General features: G+C 46.7%; 15 protein-coding genes. 9 read left to right on the top strand and 6 right to left on the bottom strand.

The features are described 5' to 3' along the window. Positions 1–609 precede the first annotated feature (609 nt). From BWI96_RS04735 to BWI96_RS04705, 7 genes are all read left to right on the top strand, one after another. A complete protein-coding gene (locus BWI96_RS04735) occupies positions 610–3,825 on the top strand; it encodes a SusC/RagA family TonB-linked outer membrane protein (RefSeq protein ID WP_106635540.1) in 3,216 nt (1,071 codons plus the stop codon). Between the two features lie 54 nt (positions 3,826–3,879). Further along, a complete protein-coding gene (locus tag BWI96_RS04730) occupies positions 3,880–5,358 on the top strand; it encodes a SusD/RagB family nutrient-binding outer membrane lipoprotein (RefSeq protein ID WP_106635539.1) in 1,479 nt (492 codons plus the stop codon). 53 nt (positions 5,359–5,411) lie between these two features. Beyond that, a complete protein-coding gene (locus BWI96_RS04725) occupies positions 5,412–5,882 on the top strand; it encodes a hypothetical protein (protein ID WP_106635538.1) in 471 nt (156 codons plus the stop codon). Between the two features lie 40 nt (positions 5,883–5,922). Next, on the top strand, positions 5,923–7,047 hold the full coding sequence (locus BWI96_RS04720) for a histidinol-phosphate transaminase (RefSeq protein ID WP_106635537.1): 1,125 nt from the start codon (positions 5,923–5,925) through the stop codon (positions 7,045–7,047). A gap of 397 nt (positions 7,048–7,444) precedes the next feature. Then, on the top strand, positions 7,445–7,765 hold the full coding sequence (locus tag BWI96_RS04715; RefSeq protein WP_106635536.1) for a CD225/dispanin family protein: 321 nt from the start codon (positions 7,445–7,447) through the stop codon (positions 7,763–7,765). A 3-nt stretch (positions 7,766–7,768) separates the two neighbouring features. After that, on the top strand, positions 7,769–8,188 hold the full coding sequence (locus tag BWI96_RS04710; protein ID WP_106635535.1) for a DUF2752 domain-containing protein: 420 nt from the start codon (positions 7,769–7,771) through the stop codon (positions 8,186–8,188). Between the two features lie 184 nt (positions 8,189–8,372). Then, entirely contained in the window at positions 8,373–10,553 is a 2,181-nt protein-coding gene (locus BWI96_RS04705) for a M28 family peptidase (protein ID WP_106635534.1), read from the top strand. A gap of 522 nt (positions 10,554–11,075) precedes the next feature. Here the strand turns inward: BWI96_RS04705 and BWI96_RS04700 are convergent. Both BWI96_RS04700 and BWI96_RS04695 read right to left on the bottom strand, forming a co-directional pair. Beyond that, a complete protein-coding gene (locus tag BWI96_RS04700; protein ID WP_232793577.1) occupies positions 11,076–11,573 on the bottom strand; it encodes a cupin domain-containing protein in 498 nt (165 codons plus the stop codon). 10 nt (positions 11,574–11,583) lie between these two features. After that, on the bottom strand, positions 11,584–12,378 hold the full coding sequence (locus BWI96_RS04695) for an SDR family NAD(P)-dependent oxidoreductase (RefSeq protein WP_106635532.1): 795 nt from the start codon (positions 12,376–12,378) through the stop codon (positions 11,584–11,586). Between the two features lie 224 nt (positions 12,379–12,602). Here BWI96_RS04695 and BWI96_RS04690 point away from each other — a divergent pair, with 224 nt between their 5' ends. Continuing rightward, entirely contained in the window at positions 12,603–14,051 is a 1,449-nt protein-coding gene (locus BWI96_RS04690) for a S41 family peptidase (protein ID WP_232793576.1), read from the top strand. 77 nt (positions 14,052–14,128) lie between these two features. On the opposite strand, the gene lon is transcribed toward BWI96_RS04690, so the two are convergent. Continuing rightward, positions 14,129–16,603: an endopeptidase La gene (lon, locus tag BWI96_RS04685; protein WP_369804068.1), complete on the bottom strand. Its 2,475-nt coding sequence runs from the start codon at positions 16,601–16,603 to the stop codon at positions 14,129–14,131. Positions 16,604–16,881: 278 nt separating this feature from the next. Between lon and BWI96_RS04680 the strand changes: the two genes are divergently transcribed. Continuing rightward, a complete protein-coding gene (locus tag BWI96_RS04680) occupies positions 16,882–17,871 on the top strand; it encodes a YheT family hydrolase (RefSeq protein ID WP_106635529.1) in 990 nt (329 codons plus the stop codon). Here BWI96_RS04680 and BWI96_RS04675 read toward each other — a convergent pair. The 3 genes from BWI96_RS04675 to BWI96_RS04665 all read right to left on the bottom strand — a co-directional run bounded on the left by BWI96_RS04675 (position 17,859) and on the right by BWI96_RS04665 (position 21,016). Then, the gene (locus BWI96_RS04675) at positions 17,859–19,094 is read right to left on the bottom strand and encodes an MFS transporter (protein ID WP_106635528.1); all 1,236 of its coding nucleotides are present in this window, start codon (positions 19,092–19,094) and stop codon (positions 17,859–17,861) included. The two genes, BWI96_RS04680 and BWI96_RS04675, sit on opposite strands and share 13 nt — an antisense overlap. Positions 19,095–19,318: 224 nt before the next feature. After that, on the bottom strand, positions 19,319–20,092 hold the full coding sequence (locus BWI96_RS04670) for an ABC transporter permease (protein WP_106635527.1): 774 nt from the start codon (positions 20,090–20,092) through the stop codon (positions 19,319–19,321). Between the two features lie 27 nt (positions 20,093–20,119). Continuing rightward, positions 20,120–21,016: an ABC transporter ATP-binding protein gene (locus tag BWI96_RS04665; RefSeq protein ID WP_106635526.1), complete on the bottom strand. Its 897-nt coding sequence runs from the start codon at positions 21,014–21,016 to the stop codon at positions 20,120–20,122. Between the last annotated feature and the right edge of the window lie 89 nt (positions 21,017–21,105).

Below are 21,105 nucleotides of genomic sequence, written 5' to 3'. Positions count from 1 at the left end.
AATAAACTTCATAATTTGGTTTTTATAAAAAATACATATAACGTTGTACCTATAAATAGTTCAAGAATTAGAACTCTCTTCTGAAGTAAGTTTGCCTGGCCGCACTATGGAGAGCTTGCTTTAGTCAGGAAGGAAAGAAATCAGTTGATGACGGATTTATTTACTTCGTGAATCAACTAACGTATAACCTATGCGTTAGTGTGGTTACCTGACTAGTATAGAAATTGACTTATACTTTACTAATGAAGTAACGTAACACGCCGCTTGTTACGCTCTGACACTGAGTGACATGTTTTCCGGAAACATGATCACGCAGTTTACGTTACGGTTCCACAGGTCAATCGGAAAGATTGCGGCCCTTTCCCTGACCTGTGGCCGTACGTATGAAATTTGTTTCCGCAATCGTTTTTTTCCACTATAACTAACGCACTACTCGGAACATCTACTCATGCAATACCTCTTTTATCCCAAGTTTTAGGTTCTGACGCTACATCCTTTCCAGCGGCAGTGGGCCTTGATTTACCTGCCTTTTCTGTACACCCGTGTATTCTTTTTGTTCAACTACAAATGGTTGAATCTCCCATTTATCACGCTTGACCAAAATTATTTATGAAGAAAAATCTACTATGGCTTCTGGCCTTGTTGATGGGCTGGTCTTTTACGGTTTCGGCTCAGAGTCAGATTCTTAGCGGAAAAGTATATTCGGATGATGACAAGCTGGGGCTACCCGGTACGTCCGTATCCATCAAGGGTACTACGATAGGCACTACCACTGACAGCGATGGACAATTTAAACTGACGATTCCCGCCGGTGGAGCCACTCTGATCGTTTCTTTCATTGGTTACATCAAACAGGAAGTAACCATCACCACCCAAACCTCACTTGAGGTGTATCTGAAACCAGAAGCGGGGCAGTTAACGGAAGTAGTAGTAACGGCATTAGGGATTCAACGGGAGAAAAAAGCTCTGGGCTACGCCCAGCAGAGCCTCAGCGGAAAAGCCGTAGCCGAGGTTCGTCCTGCAAACGTGGCCAATGCCCTTTCGGGAAAAGTGGCGGGGTTACGCATACAATCTGGCACCGGGCCGGGCTCGGGTTCAACGATTCAGATTCGGGGAGCTTCTTCAATTACCAATAACAACCAGCCACTGATCGTTGTGGACGGCGTTCCGATTGAACAAAGTTTCAGCAAACGCCTGGGCGGTGGCATTGCGGATATTAACCCGGAGAACATCAAGGATATTTCGGTTTTGAAAGGCCCTTCGGCCTCTGCCTTATACGGCTCACGAGCAGCGAATGGCGTTATTCTGGTCACAACGAAAGATGGCTCAGGGCAACAGGGTATTGGTATAGAAGTAAACACGAACTACACCGTCGAACGTCCCTGGATTTCTCCAAACTTCCAGAATACCTACGGCGGCGGCAACGGCTACCGTACCTGGTACCACGACGGCTGGAGCGGTGCCATTACCGATCCGAATGAGATTGCCCAGTACCGGGCTGCCTATGGCCCTTATGCTCCATTGACCGGAACGGAAGGCACCGATGAAAGCTGGGGTGCTCCGATGGACGGTCGACTGGTTCGCCAGTGGTGGACGGGCACGGACGTAGCTCCTTTGGTCCCCATGCCTCATAACTATCAGGACTTCTGGCAAACCGGAAGTACCTGGTCAAATAATATTGCGATTTCGGGCGGTAATGACAAAGGCAGCTTCCGGCTGGGCTTAGGGCGGCTGGATCAGAAGGGCATAATGTATTACAATGATTATCACCGGAATAATTACAAACTCAATACCAATTATAACTTCACCCCAAAACTTAACGTATCACTTTCTGCGGAATACATTCAAAGCGGCTCTGGCAACCGGGGTTACTCGGGTGGCCAGGAATTTATTTGGTCACACCGCCAGACCGACTGGAATAAGATTCGCAACTGGCGGGATTATACCAGCGTCCATATCCAAAAAGCGGGCGACGGTAACCCACCCAACTGGCAGCATACCTTCTTCACGAACCCTTATTACATTCAGGAAATGTTACCCAGCAGCGACACCAAAGATCGGTTAGTGGGCAATATGGCGATGACTTACAAAATTCTTCCCGACCTGAGTGTGATGCTTCGTTCCGGTACGGATTTGTGGACACAAACCGCTATTAACGTCGGTAATTTCGAACGCGTTCGAAACGGTACACGTGTATACGGAGCCTACTCGGAGGAAGTTATTCGCCGCCAAGAGAATAATACCGATGTCATTTTTACCTACAAAAAAGACATTACCGAAGCTTTTTCGCTGAACGCTACGGCGGGAGCTCTTTTACGGACGAATTATTACAAACGAAATTATACAAACGTGGGTCAGTTGGTCGTGGACAGGGTGTATAACCTGGCCAATTCCATCGCCACTCAAAACACGGCTGCCAGCCGTATTGAGCGAAAAGAAAGTCAGTCGGTATTTGGAGCCGTGAACCTCGGCTGGCAAAACATGCTCTTCCTGGATCTTACCGCCCGGAATGACTGGTCTTCTACACTGCCCGCCAGTAATCGCAGTTACTTCTATCCTTCGGCGGCTTTAAGTGCGGTAGTTTCCGACATGGTGCCTTCGCTGAAGAATGGCGTGCTTTCGTTCCTGAAAGTTCGGGGTAGTCTGGCTCAGGTAGGTAACGACACCGATCCCTATCGCCTGATGCCAAGTTTCACACCAGCTACGTCCTGGAACGGCTCCTTACCCGAGTTTTTTGAACCCACCCGTAAGCCCAATAACCTTCTGAAACCTGAAATCACAACGGGTCAGGAAGCCGGTCTGGAAGCCCGTTTCTTCCGGGGACGTCTGGGTCTGGATGTAACGTACTACTCTCAAACTACAAAAGATCAGATCATTCCCGTTCAGTTATCAAAAGCAACGGGTTACAACGAGGCCATTCAGAACATTGGTAAAATGCGAAACCGGGGTATAGAAATCAGTATTACCGGAACGCCGCTGAAACTCAAGAACGGCTTTTCCTGGGACGTGAGTCTGAACTTTGCCCGTAACCGTAACATGGTGATTGAGTTATTGCCAGGCGTCCTTAATAACCTGGTTATCAACGAAAGAAGAGGTTTAACGCTGGAAGCACGGGCCGGGCAGTCTTATGGCACCCTATATGGCTATGGGTTTGAACGTGTACAAAGCTCTGACCCTTCAGCAGCTTATTATGATCCCAGCGGTCAGTATACCGGGCAGTTGGTGCTGAATAATGGCTTACCTGTCCGCTCAACAACGCAGAAAATCCTTGGTAATGTTCAGCCTAAATGGACGGGCGGTTTCTCAAATACGTTCTCCTTCAAAGGATTTATTCTCTCCGCACTGATTGATGCTAAAATCGGCGGCGATATGTACGATGAAGGAACGGCCAACGCCCGCTGGACGGGTCAGTATGCGGAAACTGCGATAGGTCGGGAAGAAGGCGTGATTGGTCAGGGCGTTAGTGCCATTCGCGGAGCAGACGGCGGCTACACCTTTACCCCCAACTCAACCATCGTGGCAGCCAATCAGTATTATGGCTATAACAACCCCCGTAACTATCACGAAGCCGCCATTTTTGACGCTTCCTATGTCAAGCTTCGGGAGGTTTCTTTCGGGTATCAGATTCCTTCGGCAATTATCAAACGGCTTCGCTTGCAGTCCGCCCGCCTCTCCGTGGTGGGTCGCAATGTGGCGATGTTATTCCGAAATCACCCCCACGCTGATCCTGAAATTGATGCCAATGGCGGTAATGCCCAGGGCTTTGGTTATGGTGAACTGCCCTCTTCCAGAAGTATGGGCTTTAACCTCAGTCTTGGATTCTAACGAGCGGATCATCCGTAACTCGCTTGATGATTAATCACCGATAATCACTGAAAAATGAAGCTACTTTCACTGAAAAATATAACCCTAGCAGCCGGAATGGCCCTGATCTCTTCCGCTTGTACGAGTCGATTTGATAACATTAACAAAGACCCCAACAGTCCTACTACTATTTCACCCCAGTATCTATTAACCTACGGTCTGGAGAAATCCATTGATCGCTATTGGGGCACTAGTACCCGTTTTGAACGACTGAATCTGGATGCGGCTGAGTTATGGATTCAACACCTGGGCCGGAATATTTATTCCAATGAAGGCGATAACTACGAAGCTTCGCAGGCCCTGATGCTCAACAACTGGCAGTCGTTCTTCAATGATTCGCAGTTGAATTTTCAGCGAATTTTAACGATCACCGCCGAAAATGGCAGCCAGCCTCATACGAATTACTACGGCGTGGCTTTGGTGATGCGAACCTGGGTTTTCTCTTTATTAACGGATACGTTTGGAGCCATCCCTTATTCCGAAGCTCTCAAAGGCGGCACTGACTCCCCAATTTTAACACCTAAGTACGATTCGCAGGAAGAGATTTACACGCAAATGCTCGCGGATTTGAAAACGGCAAATGAAAAGCTTTCGGTTACGGGCCCGGCTATTTCGGGGGATATTGTTTACAGTGGAAGCATTCTGAAGTGGAAGAAATTTGCCAACTCCCTACGGTTGCGGTTAGCGAATCGTCAGGCGGCTAAGAAACCTGCCGCCTCCCGGGCCATTATGAAGGAAATTCTGGCTGATCCTACGACGTACCCCATTTTTACCAGTAATGACGATAATGCGACTTTAAAAACCACCACATCCCGCCCTTCCAATAACGAATGGAATGAAACCATGATTTGGGGGAGCCGGACCGACTGGAATTTATCGAAAACGCTGGTTGATAAGTTAGTTTCCCTGAATGACCCCCGGCTCGATGTTTACGGTACCCAGCAGGGTAATGTCTGGCAGGGCGTTCCTAATGGCTTACCCGATGCCATCGCAACGACTTACCTTTCTACAGCGGCTAAAATTGGAACCACGTTCACCAAAGCCGATGCTCCAGAAGTAGTGATGACGCTGGCCGAACTTAACTTTATTCTGGCAGAAGCGGCCATCGACGGTGACATTGATGGAGGAACAGCGACAGCAAAAGATTACTTCGAGAAAGGCGTGAACGCCTCCATGGCCCAATACGGCTTAACTACGCCCGCCAGCTATTTCACGACGGTGGGAACAGTTACTCGCGAAAAAATTATGGAGCAAAAATGGATTAGTCTCTTTGCCAATGGCGTAGAAGCCTGGGTAGAATGGCGTCGGACGGGCTTGCCCGTTTTCCCCGCCAAAGATCCTCGTTCAGTTTTTGCGAATGATGGTGTCTTACCCACTCGCCTGACGTACCCTGGCTCGGAGGCTTCTCTCAATGGTGTGAACATGAAAGCAGGTATTGCCCTCAACGGCGGTGCCGATGACTTCAAAACCAAACTCTGGTGGGCTGAAAAGTAAACAACTTTTCAGCAGGTATTAATCTCAGCAATGAAGCTTAAGCGACAGATTTCATGAAAAAATTCTTCACTCCCCTCACCTTCCTGATTGGTTTTGGTTTCATAACGGCTTGTCAAAAAGCGGAAGATCCCTTTGTTCCCCGGGTAGTTTCGCCCGTACTGGTTCAGGTAATGGGAGCCCCTTACCAAATGGATTTTGCCACCGAACCTACGGTAACACTGGACGGTACCAAAGCTACCACGCTAACCGCCCGAATTCTGGAGCTGGACAAGACGAATATTCTGGATCATACTAAAGGCATTGATTCCATTCCGGTAGCCAATTTACCTGTCAAATTAACCCTTCGCAATGGCACCCAGATTGGCGAAGCAACGACGGATAGTAAAGGTATTGTAACCTTTGCAATGACCTGGGCTCAACTGGGCATTTCGACTCCGGCTTCGGGTAATCGGGCGGCTATTAGCTGGAAGGGCGAATACAAAGGGCAGGCCTTTACACGTCTGTCAGCCGTTCAGGTCAAGTAAAATACATCAATCTAACATACACGTCTAAACTTATGCATCCATGAACCGTCGTAACTGGCTTAAATCCGGGGCTTTAGCTATTGCCGGAGCCACCGTACCTGATTTCTGGCGACCCGCCGAAGCAGCGGAAGTCGGCTTGCCTCACCTGGCAGGCATGGCTGTGAAGGCTCGTCTGAATAAAAACGAAAACCCTTACGGTCCTTCTCAAAAAGCTCAGAAAGCTATTGCCGATGCCGTTTCCAGCGGCTGGATGTACCAGCACGAAGCGGCGATGGCCTTCCGTAAAATGATTGCCAAGGAAAACGGCGTTACGGAAGCACACGTCATGCTTGGGGCTGGCTCGGGTGAGTTACTGATGGCTTCGGGGATTTATTACACGATCAAAGGCGGTTCGGGCACCAATATCGTCGGCGGCGACCCAACGTATATGCAATTACTGCGGGCCGCTTCTGATCTGGGGAATACGTTCAAGAAAGTCCCTGTTACCAAAGACTTTACTTACGATTTCAACGGAATGGCGGCGGCTGTGGACAGTAAAACTTCACTGGTTTATCTCTGCAATCCGAATAACCCGACGGGTGTGCTGGAAGATGCTTCTAAAATGTCGGCTTTTTGTGAAGATATGGCTAAGAAAAAACCCCTCTTCATCGACGAAGCTTACATGGACTACGCCGCTGACCCCAAAGCCAGCAGCATGATGGAACTGGTTCGCAAAGGCCATAATGTCCTCATCGCCCGCACTTTCTCAAAAGTTCATGGTTTTGCAGGACTACGCATTGGTTACCTTATTGGGCAGCCCGAAACGTTGAGAGAAATTAATAAATATTGCACGGGCGGCGGCAGCATTTCAGCTACGTCCATGAAGGGAGCCATCGCCAGCTACCTGGATGAGGATTTTATTACTTACTCCAAAGCCAAGTGCAAAGAATCGAAAGAATATCTGTATAAAGTCCTGAAAGACAAAGGGTATGAATACCTGCCTTCGTCTTCCAACTTCGTGCTTTTCCCACTCAAATCGGACGGTAAATCGTTCGTTGAAAAAATGGCTCAGAAAGGGGTTGCCATTCGAAACTGGGAATTCGCTGGCCAACACTGGTGCCGCGTCTCCATGGGTACGCTCGACGAAATGAAGGCGTTTGGAGAAGCGTTCGATACTCTTGCTTAATCAACCTCTGCTCTATATGTCTGAACCGCTCTGTTTTCAGGGCGGTTTTTTTTCATTTACTGTTTTCGGTGGTCTGTTTTCAGTTTTTACTCAGTATGACAATAACCCCAGAGGGGTTGAATACGAGTAACCCCGGATGATAATCCGAGGATTAATATAGGAATTACATCAAAATAAACGGTTTCGATTTTTACCTCAACTTCTATTCAACCCCTCCGGGGTTGTCTTTTCGGGGTTGTTGTATAATACCTCAATTTTTTATTGCGAACCATTAATTAATTCACCTATCCGCTTAGTTTTCAAAACTTTATTACATATTGCAAAAGTTAATTTCTCAAATCAAGCGGTTCATTTTTCACTAATAAACCGTGTCTCAACCTAAATCTCCTAACCTTCTATGAGTACTGTACCACCTTTCCCAACCGATTCCTCTTTCAACACACCACCCAAGCCCTATAACTGGCTGGTTCCGGCAATTTTGGTTACTCTTTTCTGCTGCAATTACCTAGGCGTTGTAGGGGTAGTTTATGCAGCCCGGGTTGAAACCAAGTATAATCTGGGTGATTATGCAGGTGCAGACAGTGATGCCCGTCAGGCAAAACTCTGGACACTCGTTCCGCTGGCCGTTGGCGTGGTATTATGGCTAGGTTTCGTGATTTTCTACGGAGCACTTATATCAAGTACCCTCAAGAGTGGTGGCGTTCCCAGCACTTACTAATCCATGGTTTCTACTTTACGACTTTTTATTTACTGGATAATGGCGGCTATTCTGGTAGCCGTCATTTTTCTCTATTATGAATTTAACCCGGTAGAGCACGCATTCTTTCCGCCCTGCCTCTTCTATAAATATACAGGTCTTCACTGTCCCGGATGCGGAGCTCAGCGAGCGTTGCATCAATTACTACACGGTAACTTTCGGGAGGCATTCCGATTTAATGCTTTGCTGCTACTGATGATCCCTTACCTCAGCCTTGGATTCGTACTAAGTATCCGAACGCACCTCCTCGGTTTAGGATTTGAAACCTTACCCCAAGCGTACCGAAACCCCAAGGTCATTGCAGGTTTACTGACGCTGGTTTGTCTTTTCTGGATTCTTCGCAATATTCCTATGGCTCCCTTCAACTGGCTGGCTCCTCAGTAAATGAAATGCCTTAGCTTCTCTGGCAAAAGTTCATTACCAGTTGCCATTCTATATTCCTTCTATTCGCACATTGCCAAACTTTTCTTTCAGATTCCAATTCATACACCTAATTTTATACGGATAATTATTCATCCGACTGATTAGTTATTTTACTATTCCCTTGATCTCCTGATCTCTCTTTCCAATGAAAAATCTACTATTACCTCTCCTGGCCTTTGGTGTTACGGGGCTGGTTCAGGCTCAGACCTTAACGGGATTTACCCCCGCCCGCGAAGCCACCGAACTTAAAATGGAAGCGGAGTTCAAAAAGCTACAGTCTTCAGCTGCCTATCGCAAACACCTGGAAATGCTGACTAGCACTCCGCACGTGGCCGGAACACCCGAGAACGAAAAAGTTCGGGATTACATCGCCGAAACCATGCGGAAAGCAGGCTGGCAGGTAGACATTTATCCGCATGATATTTACTTACCAAAAGGTCCGGGAGACGTAGCAGTAGAAGTAGTGACTCCGATTCGTCAGCCACTGAATATCAGAGAATATCTTTTCCCCGAAGATAAATACGCCGCCGATCCGCGACTAATGCCCGGCTGGAATGCCTACTCCGGTTCGGGTGATGTTACTGCGGAAGTAGTATACGCCAATTATGGTCGGAAAGAAGATTTTGAAAAGCTCAAAGACCTGGGCATTTCCGTCAAAGGCAAGATTGTTCTGGCTCGTTACGGCGGAAATTTCCGGGGCTATAAAGCTCAGTTTGCCCAACTCCACGGTGCAGCCGGAGTCATCATTTACACGGACCCCGCCGATAATGGCTACATGAAAGGATTAACCTTCCCCGAAGGCCCTCAGCCCAGTGAAAGCGTGATTCAACGGGGTTCGTTACTAACGGTGAACTACACCGGCGATCCCCTCACTCCCTTCGAACCAGCCTTACCGATAGATGGGAAAGTAAAGGTTAAACGCCTGGACCCTAAAGATGTTGATCTGCATAAAATACCCGTCACTCCCATTCCTTATGCTTCAGCTCTGGAAATCATGAAGCAAATGAAGGGAGTCAAAGCCGTTCCCGGCGGCTGGCAGGGCGGCTTACCTTTTACGTATCGCCTGGAAGGGGGAGCGGATTTGAAAGTGCGTTTGAAAGTAAAACAAGATATTGCCATTACCCGAATTTACGAAGTGGTAGGAACGCTCACGGGCACCGATTATCCCGACGAATGGATCATTGCGGGTTGCCATTACGATGCCTGGGCTTACGGTTCTACGGATCCCAATAGCGGAACAGCGATGCTTTTGGGCCTGACAGAATCTTTAGGAAAGCTGGCGAAAAACGGACAAAAACCCCGCCGCACCATCAAGGTGGCTCACTGGGATGCTGAAGAATTTGGAGTCATTGGTTCGGCGGAATGGGCGGAACAATTCCGAGATGAACTGACGCAGAAAGCCGTCGCTTACATGAACTTCGATGCAGCAGTATCGGGTAAGGTTTTCGGAGCAAGTGCTTCGCCTTCTCTTAAAAAGCTGGTAATTGAAGCTGCCAAATCCGTCGATTACCCAGACTCTAATAAAACAGTATATCAGCACTGGATGGCTCAGGGCACGCCCAAAGGCGGCAGCACGGTAGGCATTGCCTCTTCTGCTCCGGCATTGGCAGCCAACGAACCCATCATTGGTAATCTAGGGGGTGGCTCCGACCACATTGGCCCTTACATGCACGTAGGGGTGCCTTCGCTGAGTGCGGGCGTGGGCGGTCCAACGCTTTACCACTCTTCTTATGATGATTTATTCTTCTATCATAAGTTCGTGGACTCGACTTACAAAATGGGCCCAATGGTGGAGCAGGTTGTAGGGACCATGGCCTTACGACTGGCCAATTCAGATGTATTACCCTATGACCTCGTTCGATATGCCAGTGATTTAACCACGCACCTGAAAGCTGCTGAAAAAGCCATCAAAGCTTATTCGCCAACTTATACGATTGATCCTATTCTTTCTGCCGTGACTGAATTGAAAAAAAATGCTGAAGCGGCGGAGGCAGCTCGGCAACATTACCTGGCAGCCGGACGTAAGGATAAAGTTGCTGAACTTAACAAGGTCATGCAGCAATTAGAACAATCCTTCATTGATAAAAAAGGCATGGCTTTTGGTCCTTGGTACCGCTCCTTATACGCTTCTTCGGATCCGTACAGCGGCTATGCTTCCTGGATGTTACCCGCTCTGCTTTACGAAGCTTCCCTTAAATCAACGGCTAATTTGCCTGAGCTAGAAGCCCGTCACATCAAAGCCATTCAAAGTTTAAGTACGAAGTTGGCTACCCTTACCAATACGATGGAAGGTACGGGCGGATCATCCGTAGGAGGTAAACCCTAACCTATTCCAGCTACTCACAAAAAAGAGACAAGCAAGACTCTGCCTTTTTTTGTGAGTAGTAGTATTAATAACCAGCCATACCATACGTGTACAAACATTAAATGTATATAAATATCATATTATTATAAAGTATTTGTTACAGATCATAGAGCAATACAAACCTTTTAGAGTAATAAACTTACCATTTATCTAAGCATAATCACTCAATTATTATCCCCTTATACATTTGTAAAACTATTCACAACAGAAGTCCCGAATACGGTCTATTGGTCACCTTCAACCTTAATACGTAGTAACTAGTGCCAACTCATCATTGCATGCATATGAATCCTGCGTTTTTCAAATCTATTTTCCATACATTCTGCCTATTCTGAAAATAGATTTGAAACTCGGCTCCGTCTACCAACTCACGTTAACGATTAACCGGCGGAAATCTAATTAATAGAAACTATTCAACCTTCAATTTTATTAAGACTAAAGGAGCTTTTACTCATCCAACCCAGGGTAAAAGCTCCTTTTTATTCATTTTTGCCAGGGAGTAATACGCCAGTCTCCGTAAACAGGGTCTTTGACAGGTAACTCAAGTGCAGCTATGTTTTGATCTGCTTGAGGTCGTTCGCCTTTTTCTCCCTTCAGTAAATCCCAGTCTTTCCCTTGCGGATACGCTCCTACCACTCCGAAATCGGTACTGGCTTCTATCTTTTTATGGCCTGTTCCCGCCGGAAGAATCAGTACATCTCCCGCTTGTACGCTTAATACCTGGCCTTTTTCGCCCCCCAATTGCAGTTGAGCCTGGCCTGAATAAATACCCAGAACTTCGTGCGAAGTGCTATGGTAATGATGAAAGGGATACACGCCATTCCTCCACGAGTTGGTCCAATCATGACTGGCAAAACGATCTTCGAGCCATTGAGCGGCTCTATTCCCGGTTTCTTCGGTTACTTTTCGATAAATAACTACGGGGAGTTTGTTATTAGGAATCACGCCGTCGTCTTTGAAATACAGCAATTCTGGTTCCATAAGCATCTTTTTAAAAAGCAGATTTAACGACTCCGCCATCTACCCGCAAAGCCGCCCCATTAGTTGCCGATGACAAAGGACTCGACACATACGTAACTAGATTGGCCACTTCTTCGGTCGTTGCGAAGCGTTGTAACAATGACGTAGGACGGTCTTTTTTAAAAAATTCCTGCTGAGCTTCCTCAACGGTAATGTTCTCTTTCTCCGCGGTTTGTTTGACCCCCTTTTCATTGCCTTCCGACCAGGTCGGTCCGGGCAAAACGGCATTAACGGTCACCTCCGTTCCCTTGGTTAACTCCGCCAAACCTCGGCTAATCGCCAGCATAGCTGTTTTTGTCATCCCGTACTGAATCATGTCTTCCGGTATTTGAATGGCCGATTCGCTGGAAAGAAATATAATGCGGCCCCAATTCTGAGCCAGCATTTTAGGGAAATAATATCGGGACAGTCGAACACCACTCAGCACATTGACTTCGTAATAGTTCATCCATTCTTCATCGGTAATTTCTGCGAACGGTTTTTGTCCGAATATGCCGACATTATTAATCAGGATATCTACTTCCGGGACTTCTTCCAGCAGAGCATTCACCTCCTTTACTTTGGAAAAATCAGCGGTAACACCTTTCAGTTTCGCGTCTGGAATAGTGGCTTTGATCGTTGAGATCGCTTCTTCGACCCGCTCCTGCGTTCGGCCATTTACGTACACGGTTGCTCCTTCCCGAGCTAATCCCTGAGCAATTGCCAGCCCAATGCCCGCCGTTGAGCCCGTCACCAAAGCTACTTTTTCAGTCAACTTTAAATCCATTGTATTACATTTTAAATGGTAGAAAAAGATAAGGTACTGGTATGGCTTCCTCTTATGCTTTCACTCTTTCAGCGAAAGAAACGTACCAGTCCATCGGATTGAGTACGTAGCGAATTTTAGGGTTCCCATCGCCAAAAGTTTCCTTTCAATCCCTAAGCCGTAGGCGACCTCAACGCCTTCGCGTGAATCGGCGTATGGGCTGTTAAATCATTCCAACGAAAACCGTGAAAAGAAGAACTGCTCCCCTATTATTAGCTCTGTGCCTTGGAATGGGCCTTTTTGCCTGTAAAAAAAATACCGAAGATGCCACTCCCGACACTAACTCAAAGGAGCATGTAGCCGGTAATCAGTGGATTTATGAACAAATGGCGAGTTACTATTTCTGGGCCGACAAGCTCCCCAGCGAAGCTAATACTGACCAGACGCTGGAGCCAGAATCGTATTTCACCTCTTTACTAAACACTTACAATGCCACCTCCAATCCCGATGGAGATCGCTTCTCTTATTTCTCCTCGGACGCAGCAACGCTGGAAGCGGCTTTGAATGGCGAAAGCCTCACCACGGGCATGCAATTTCGATTGTTCTATCGCGATAATGCTCGGGTAAATATCGTTGGACAGGTATTATATGTGCTGAAAGGTTCTCCGGCAGCGGCGGCGGGCTTCAAACGCGGCGACGTTTTCACGAAAGTTAACGGCACCACCCTTACCACTACCAACTATGAGTCGTTACTGTACGGGTCAACCACTTCTTACTCGTTTACCCTGGGAACCGTCAGTACCAGTAACACCATCGAGGATACCAGCACGATACTGGCCGTAACCGCCACGACTTTTCAGGAAGATCCGGTGTTTTTGGATTCCACCTATACGGTTAATGGAAAGAAGGTGGGGTATCTGGTCTATAACCAGTTTGTTTCCAGCCCGAATAACTCTTCCAGCAATGCCTACGACAATCACCTGCGTCAGATTTTTGGAGATTTTAAATCGGCGGGCGTTCAGGAATTAATTCTGGACTTGCGGTATAACCCCGGCGGTTCAGGTGCGACGGCTACTACTTTGGCGAGTCTGATTGTGAAGTACAGCGGAGCTTCGCAGATTTTCTATAAAGAAGAGTATAACAGCCAGATGAATCAGTACCTCCAGCAACAATATGGCAGCGACGCTTTCAACGCCTATTTTACGAATGAACCCAACAATGTTGGTAATCAGATTAGTAAGGTTACGATTTTAACTTCGGAGTGGACGGCCTCTGCCAGTGAGCTGGTTATCAATGGGCTCAAGCCCTACATGACGGTTAATCTGATTGGAGAAACCACTTATGGGAAAAACGTAGGCTCTACCACTTTAACCGACGATACAGGTAAATATTCATTCGCCTTACAGCCCATTATCGTGAAGGTATATAATAGTCTCGGGGCATCCGATTATACGGCTGGTTTTACGCCTAATACCTCCCTTTCAGAGCCTTTTAATCTGTATGCCTTAGGAAATACGCAGGAAACTTTACTGAATGCAGCCTTGTACGGTACCACTACAGGAGGCCGGCAGGCGGCAGGAGTGGCTAGTCTTTCTTCGTCGATTACGAAGAAAGCGACTTTTGGAAAGCTACTCATCCGCGACAAAGACACTGCGGTAAAGAGTTTTATGAAGAAACAAACTTCTGTTTTATAACCCATACCACACGTATTTAGTAAAACAAAAGCGATGGACTCTTCGGAATCCATCGCTTTTGTTTTACTCAGCTTTTATTAATTCAACACGACAACTTCAGGAGTGGCCGTATCAGCTGGTTTTTCTTTCTCATCAGGGAAAACGAACTTGATCGGACGATCCACTTTTTCTTCCAGTAAGGCCGCCTCCAGTACTTCTTCTACGCGGTCTACATAATGGAAAACCAGATCCTGAACGTACGAAGGGTTAATCTCTTCGATGTCTTTGCGGTTTTTCTTGCAAAGAATAATCTCCTTAATACCTGCTCGCTTCGCCGCCAGAATTTTCTCCTTGATACCGCCTACGGGCAATACTTTACCCCGAAGTGTAACCTCTCCCGTCATGGCCAGGTTAGATTTGACTTTCCGTTGCGTAAAGACTGAAACCATCGACGTAATCATCGTAACCCCGGCAGAAGGTCCATCTTTCGGCACCGCCCCGGCAGGTACGTGTACGTGCAGGTTGTAGTGTTCGAATAAACGGTGGTCAATATTCAACTCGTCGGCGTGGGCCTTGATGTAACTCAGAGCAGTAATAGCAGACTCTTTCATTACATCACCCAATTGTCCTGACAGGGTAAGCGTACCACGACCCCGGTTCAGGCTAGATTCCACGAAGAGGATTTCACCTCCTACGCTAGTCCAGGCCAGACCCGTTACCACTCCGGCGGTATCGTTATTATCGTATTCGTCTTTATCGAAAAATTCGGCTCCCAATAACTTTACCACGTCTTCCGTACGCAGTGTCTTGGGATACTCCTCTTCCAGAGCAATGGCTTTGGTAATCTTCCGAACGATGGAACCAATCTTCTGTTCCAGCGAACGAACGCCCGATTCACGCGTGTAGCCTTCGATTACTTTCTGAATGGCCGCATCCGTGAAATTCAGCATTTTTCCTTCCAGACCGTGCTCCTGTTTCTGTTTAGGAACCAGGTATTTTTTAGCAATCTGTACTTTCTCTTCCATCGTATAGCCCGTCAACTCAATGATCTCCATCCGATCCCGAAGGGCGGGCTGAATGGGTTCCAGCGAGTTAGCAGTAGCAATGAAAAGTACTTTCGATAGATCGTACTCTACTTCTAGGTAATTATCCTGAAAGCTACCGTTCTGTTCAGGATCAAGTACTTCCAGCAATGCCGAAGAAGGATCACCCCGGAAATCGCTCGATACCTTATCTATCTCATCCAGAATAAATACGGGATTGGAAGATTTTGATTTACGAATGTTCTGAATCACCTTACCGGGCATCGCACCAATGTAGGTTTTCCGGTGACCCCGAATTTCCGATTCGTCATGCACGCCACCCAGAGCCATTCGAACGTACTTGCGTCCCAGAGCTTTCGCAATGGAACGGCCCAGGGATGTTTTACCTACCCCCGGAGGACCGTAGAGACACAAAATCGGGGCTTTCATATTCCCCTTCATTTTCAGTACAGCCAGGTATTCAATAATCCGTTCCTTAATTTTCTCCAGCCCGAAGTGATCCTGATCGAGGATTTTCTGGGCTTTTTTCAGATCAAAGAAATCTTTGGTATAATCATTCCAGGGTAAATCAACCATCAATTCCAGATAGTTCATCCCAATCGGATACTCCGGCGACATGGGGTTCGTCCGGCGTAGCTTACTGATTTCTTTCTGGAATTGGTCATTTACCTCTTTACTCCATTTTTTCTGAGCCGCTTTGGCCTGAAGAGCATCAATTTCCTGCTCGGGCGAATCAATCCCCAACTCTTCCTGAAGCACCTTGATTTGCTGACGGATGTAATAATCCCGCTGTTGCTGATCAATTTCGCTGCTGGCTTTGGTCTGAATTTCCCGCTTCATTTCCAGTAACTGAATATCCTTCAGCATTACGGCCAGCAATTTTGTGGCCTGCTCTACGGAATCAAACGTTTCCAGCAGCCCCTGTTTTTCAGGCTGATCGGCGTTGGTATTGGCAGAAAGGAAATGAATGAGGAAGTTATTCGACTCAATGTTGTCCAGAGCGATCTGAGCTTCTCTTGGAATTTCAGGATTCAGATTTAACGACTTATGAGCGGCATCCCGCAACGACTGAATGAGAGCTTTGGCTTCTCGATTCGGTTTTGCTGGAAAATTGTCGTCGATGTAATTTACCTGAGCCAGAAAATGAGGCTCTTCTTTCAGGAATTCCTGAATCTGGAAGCGTTTTTTCCCCTGCACAATGATCGTAACGTTCCCATCGGGCAACACAATCATTTTCAGAATCTGGGCGAGCGTTCCTACGCGGTAAAGATCTTCCGGTGTAGGTTCTTCCTTTTGCGGGTTAGCCATAGCAACCACGCCCACTACCTTATTTTTAGCTTTGTATTGCTTCTTTACCAGACGGATAGACTTCTGACGCCCGACCGTTACCGGAATCACCATCCCTGGAAACAGCACAATATTGCGAATGGGCAATATGGGTAACTGTTCGGCATAATCCGCAGGATCATCATTTTCATCAAAATCGCCAGCTGACAGAGGAATCATCTCCATGCTGTCAAATTCAGACATTTCGACTAGTTGTAGGTTGGTGAGTGAACTGGGCTTCTTTTTATTCATATAGCAAAGACCTGTCATGTTGGCAGGCAAATATTCAATAGTGAAACGAAACTACTACAAAAGTTTCTGATAGGTAATAGGTGAAAGGACTATGCCAACACTTAATTATTATTTGGTTCATCTAAACTACACTTTAAACCTATACTTCATTCTGACAAGAGAAAAATTTTATCTTACTTTTTTTGAAAACAATGCACAGGTAAGCTTTTCGGTCGCCGTATCTTTACTCGATGCCTTTAATTACTCATTCTTCCTATAAAGCCCCCAAGGGATTCAGAAATCCACATTTGTCGACGATTTATCCCAGCACGTTCAGACGGGTGCAGGGGGTAACGTATGTACGTGAACGTTTAGAATTAACGGATGGTGATTTTCTTGATTTAGACTGGAGTTATGCTACCGGAGATCACCTAGATAACACACTGATTTCCAGCACCAAAAGGCCATTAGCAATTATTTCACACGGTTACCTCGGAAATACTACCCGTCACTATGTGCTGGGCGGTGTTAAGTCCTTTAATCTGGCAGGTTATGACACTTTGGCCTGGAATCATCGGGGCTTGGGTGGCACCTGCAACCGACTGGAAAAGATAACTACTCACGGCAGCACGGATGAATTAAAAGAAATCATAAGCTATGCTTTAACGCGAGGTTACACCTTCCTGATTCTGGTAGGCTATAGTAAAGGGGGTAATCAGATCCTGAAATACGCTGGCGAACTGGGGGCTGCTCTCCCCAAGGCTATTGAGGCAATGGTGGCCATTTCTACCCCAACCGATATGGCGGGTAGCATGGCGGTGTGTCGGGGGACGTTTTATGAATGGTATTTTATGCGGAAGCTTCGGAAATTCATGGCTACCCGTCAGCATTTAATACCCCCAACGCAATACGCCGAATTTGCCCGGTACCGTACGCTCGACGACTTCACGAACGAATACGTTTCCCCTTTGTTAGGCTGGAAAAATTACGCGGAAGCCACCTCTGCCCTGCCTTTTGTCGAACACATTCAGGTTCCAACGTTGTTATTAAATGCTCAGAATGACCCCATTCTTTCGCCGAGTTGTTCGCCGGAAGCCTTAGCCCGAAAATCGGATTACCTCTGGCTGGAAACGCCTCAGATGGGCGGTCACTGTGGCTTTTATGAAAAAACGACCGACGGCCTGTGTTGGGCAGATCGTCGGTCGGTTGAGTTCGTTTCGCAACTCATTTATTCCAGGTAATCCAGCTCTTTGCCAAACGTCTCTTCAACGCTCCAGTTGGAAAGGAAGGCCAGTCCCAGGCAAACCAGACCAACCGTCAAAGCCGAACCAATCAGGCCCAACGAAGGAATAAAGCTCTTGAATAACAAACTAATAGGAATAACGGCTCCGCGAACGAAGTTGGGGATAGTAGTGGTTACCGTTGCCCGAAGGTTAGTGCCAAATTGCTCCGAAGACATCGTCACGAACATGGCCCAGTACCCGGCAAAAAAGCCCAACACGAAGCAGAGCCAGTAAAACTCCTGCGAGGAAAGTCCTTGCGAATACATATAATACACCACCAACACCGTCAGCGAAGACAGGTAAAGGTAAATGGCTTTTTTACGGCTCCGAATCTGCTGACTGATTAACCCTACAACCAGATCACCGATGGAAAGTCCGGCGTAGAGATACGCAATGGTCAGGTTGGGACGAATGTGCTGAATGCCTAACGCTTTTACCAATTCTGGTGCAGAAAGGACTAATACTGAAATAACATACCAGATTGGAATACCGATGAAGATACAGGCCAGGTACTTTTTAAAGCGTTTCTGATCGGTAAACAAACTCAGAAAATCGCCTTTCTTGACGTTACTATGCTCCGCTTTTTCGAATAAACCGGATTCGTAGGTTCCAATTCGCAGGGTTAATAGAGCCAGTCCCAAGCCACCGCCAATGAAATAGAGGATTCGCCAGTTCGGAATAAATTCGGGTAATAGAGCGGCAAAAACGGCTCCTGAAGCTCCAAAACCCGCCACAATCAGCGTACCATACCCCCGTTTTTCTTTCGGCATGGTTTCATTAATCAGGGTGATTCCTGCTCCCAGTTCACCGGCTAGCCCAACCCCGGCAATAAAGCGTAAGACGGCATAAATGGTAAGATCGCTGATTAATCCATTGATCGCATTGGCCAGCGAATACATTAAAATAGAGCCAAACAGAACCGACTTTCGGCCTTTCTTGTCTCCAATAACACCCCAAAAAATTCCGCCCAGCAGCATACCAGCCATCTGCCAGTTAAAGAGCGTAGTGCCCTGAGCAAGTAACTGATTTTCAGGAACTCCTAAATCTAATAAACTGGGGTTACGGATGACTCCAAACAGAATCAGGTCATATACATCGACAAAATACCCCAGGGCCGCCACCAGAATGATGGTATATGCGGAACGGGTGGTGCTCGTCGTCAGAGAGCTGGAACTAGACATACTTTAAGAAGGGGGATGTTAAAATAGCCGCTAAAATTACATGATCTGTAAAGTATTATCCAAGCCGATATTCTTTTTTATTCACTCTTAAGTCCTACTTTTTATTTGGTCAATACTGATTCCCGGATACACTTCCTTCCGTCTCTAATCCATTTGGGTAGTAAATAAAAATCGCCGTGACTAGTTTGATCACTAATCACGGCGAGCTTTATCAAACCTGAGTATTACCCCATATTACGTCGGGAAATATCTAGGTAGCCCAATACATTTAAAACGATGAAATATCCCAGACTAACCCATTCGTGAAGAACCAGAAAATCGTTGGACTTTCTCATAGAGGATAACAAGGGAAATGCATACGGGAACCAGTCCACGTATTTCCATTGCTGCATTATTAACACACTGGATAATACGATACCCATCAGGGCAATACCAATAGGCACAATGATATTTTTGATACGGGTAGCCAGCCAGTAATGAATGCCTGAAACACCCAGGGTGGCAATAAAGGTTTTAACAATAAATTTCAAAATGATATCAAAGCTGGGTATATGATTCGCAAAACCATAGTTAGAATCTATGAGAGCTAAAATCCCTCCGGCTACCAGCGTTAAGCTATTAAAAACCAGAAAATGCAGGAGAATCAAGCTTTGGATGAGGAGTATCTTCCCAACCCAGACGGAACTTTTTGGGAATGGTTGCGTGAATACATACTTCCAGGTGTTGGAACGATGCTCGATATTGACAATCAAGCTGTTCATAAGTACCGCGTAAAAAGGGATAAACACCGCAATTTCAGCCTGCCAGCAACGCCCGATGAATAAATCCCAGGCGTTTATTTTCGCCCCAGCGTAACCAATTTCAGGTTTGGACAAGTATCCGATAAAGAGAATTGCTGGAGCAAAAAGTGATCCAATAAAGGTTAGCCATAGGGCCGAAGTATTTCGCGTTTTCAGGATTTCAATCCGAAAGGAAGCAGGTATATAACTTAATAACATCGTTTTGTGAAGGTGAAAGATTGATAATCAGCGGATAATATTCAGGAACATTTCTTCTAGGTCAGCTCCCTGAATGTTTAGTTCGTACACATCGATTCCAGCCGTTACTAGTGAATGATTAAGAGCCGCGACCTGAGCTTTACTTTCAAAAGGAACGGTTAACTTACCTGCCACTAGCTGAGGTTTCAGTTCCGACAAAATTGACTGAGCCTGTTCGTGATTATTGGTATCAATATAAATCATTCGCTGCTGTGCCTGAGCCCTTTGAAGCTCCTGAATACTTCCCTGAAAAAGCAGATTACCCTGATGAATAATTCCTACGTGCGTACACATCCGCTCGACCTCCGCCAGCAGGTGACTTGACACGAAGAATGTAATTCCTAAATCCCGATTCAACTGTTTAATCAGCTCCCGCATTTCAATGATTCCGCCCGGGTCGAGGCCATTGGTAGGTTCATCCAGAATCACTAACTCAGGCTGATGAAGTAAGGCCATGGCCAGCCCCAGCCGCTGTTTCATTCCGAGCGAATAGGCCCCGGCTTTTTTAGTAGCCGCGTGCTCCAGCCCCACCATTGCCAGTACTTCGTTAATTCTGGATGCGGGCTTCTGCGTATAGTGTCGGGCAATTTCAAGATTTTGTTTACCCGTCAGGTGCAGGTAAAGGGAGGGCGATTCGATGAGGGAACCTATTTTCTGAAATAAGGCACTTCGGTTGGATCCCAACTCCTGTCCGAAGATTTCAACCGTACCAGATTTTGCCTGCAATAGTCCTAGTATCAGCCGGATAGAGGTGGTTTTACCAGCTCCATTGGGTCCTAAAAATCCAAATATGGATCCTTGCGGCACCTGGAGATCAATACTCCGGACGATGGGCTGATCTTTTCGAAAATAAAATTCAAGTTGTTGAGTTTGAAGGATTACCATAGGTATAACGGATTGTACATGCCATTATACAAAGATCCTCTATAGCTGAATATTCCTTTGGGCTGAAAGGCTCCATAAAAGTTCTGACG

The organism is Siphonobacter sp. SORGH_AS_0500, assembly GCF_002838835.1.
GTDB lineage: Bacteria > Bacteroidota > Bacteroidia > Cytophagales > Spirosomataceae > Siphonobacter.
Note: the sequence above shows the minus strand (reverse complement) of the source record. Positions and strands in the feature narration are given on the sequence as shown.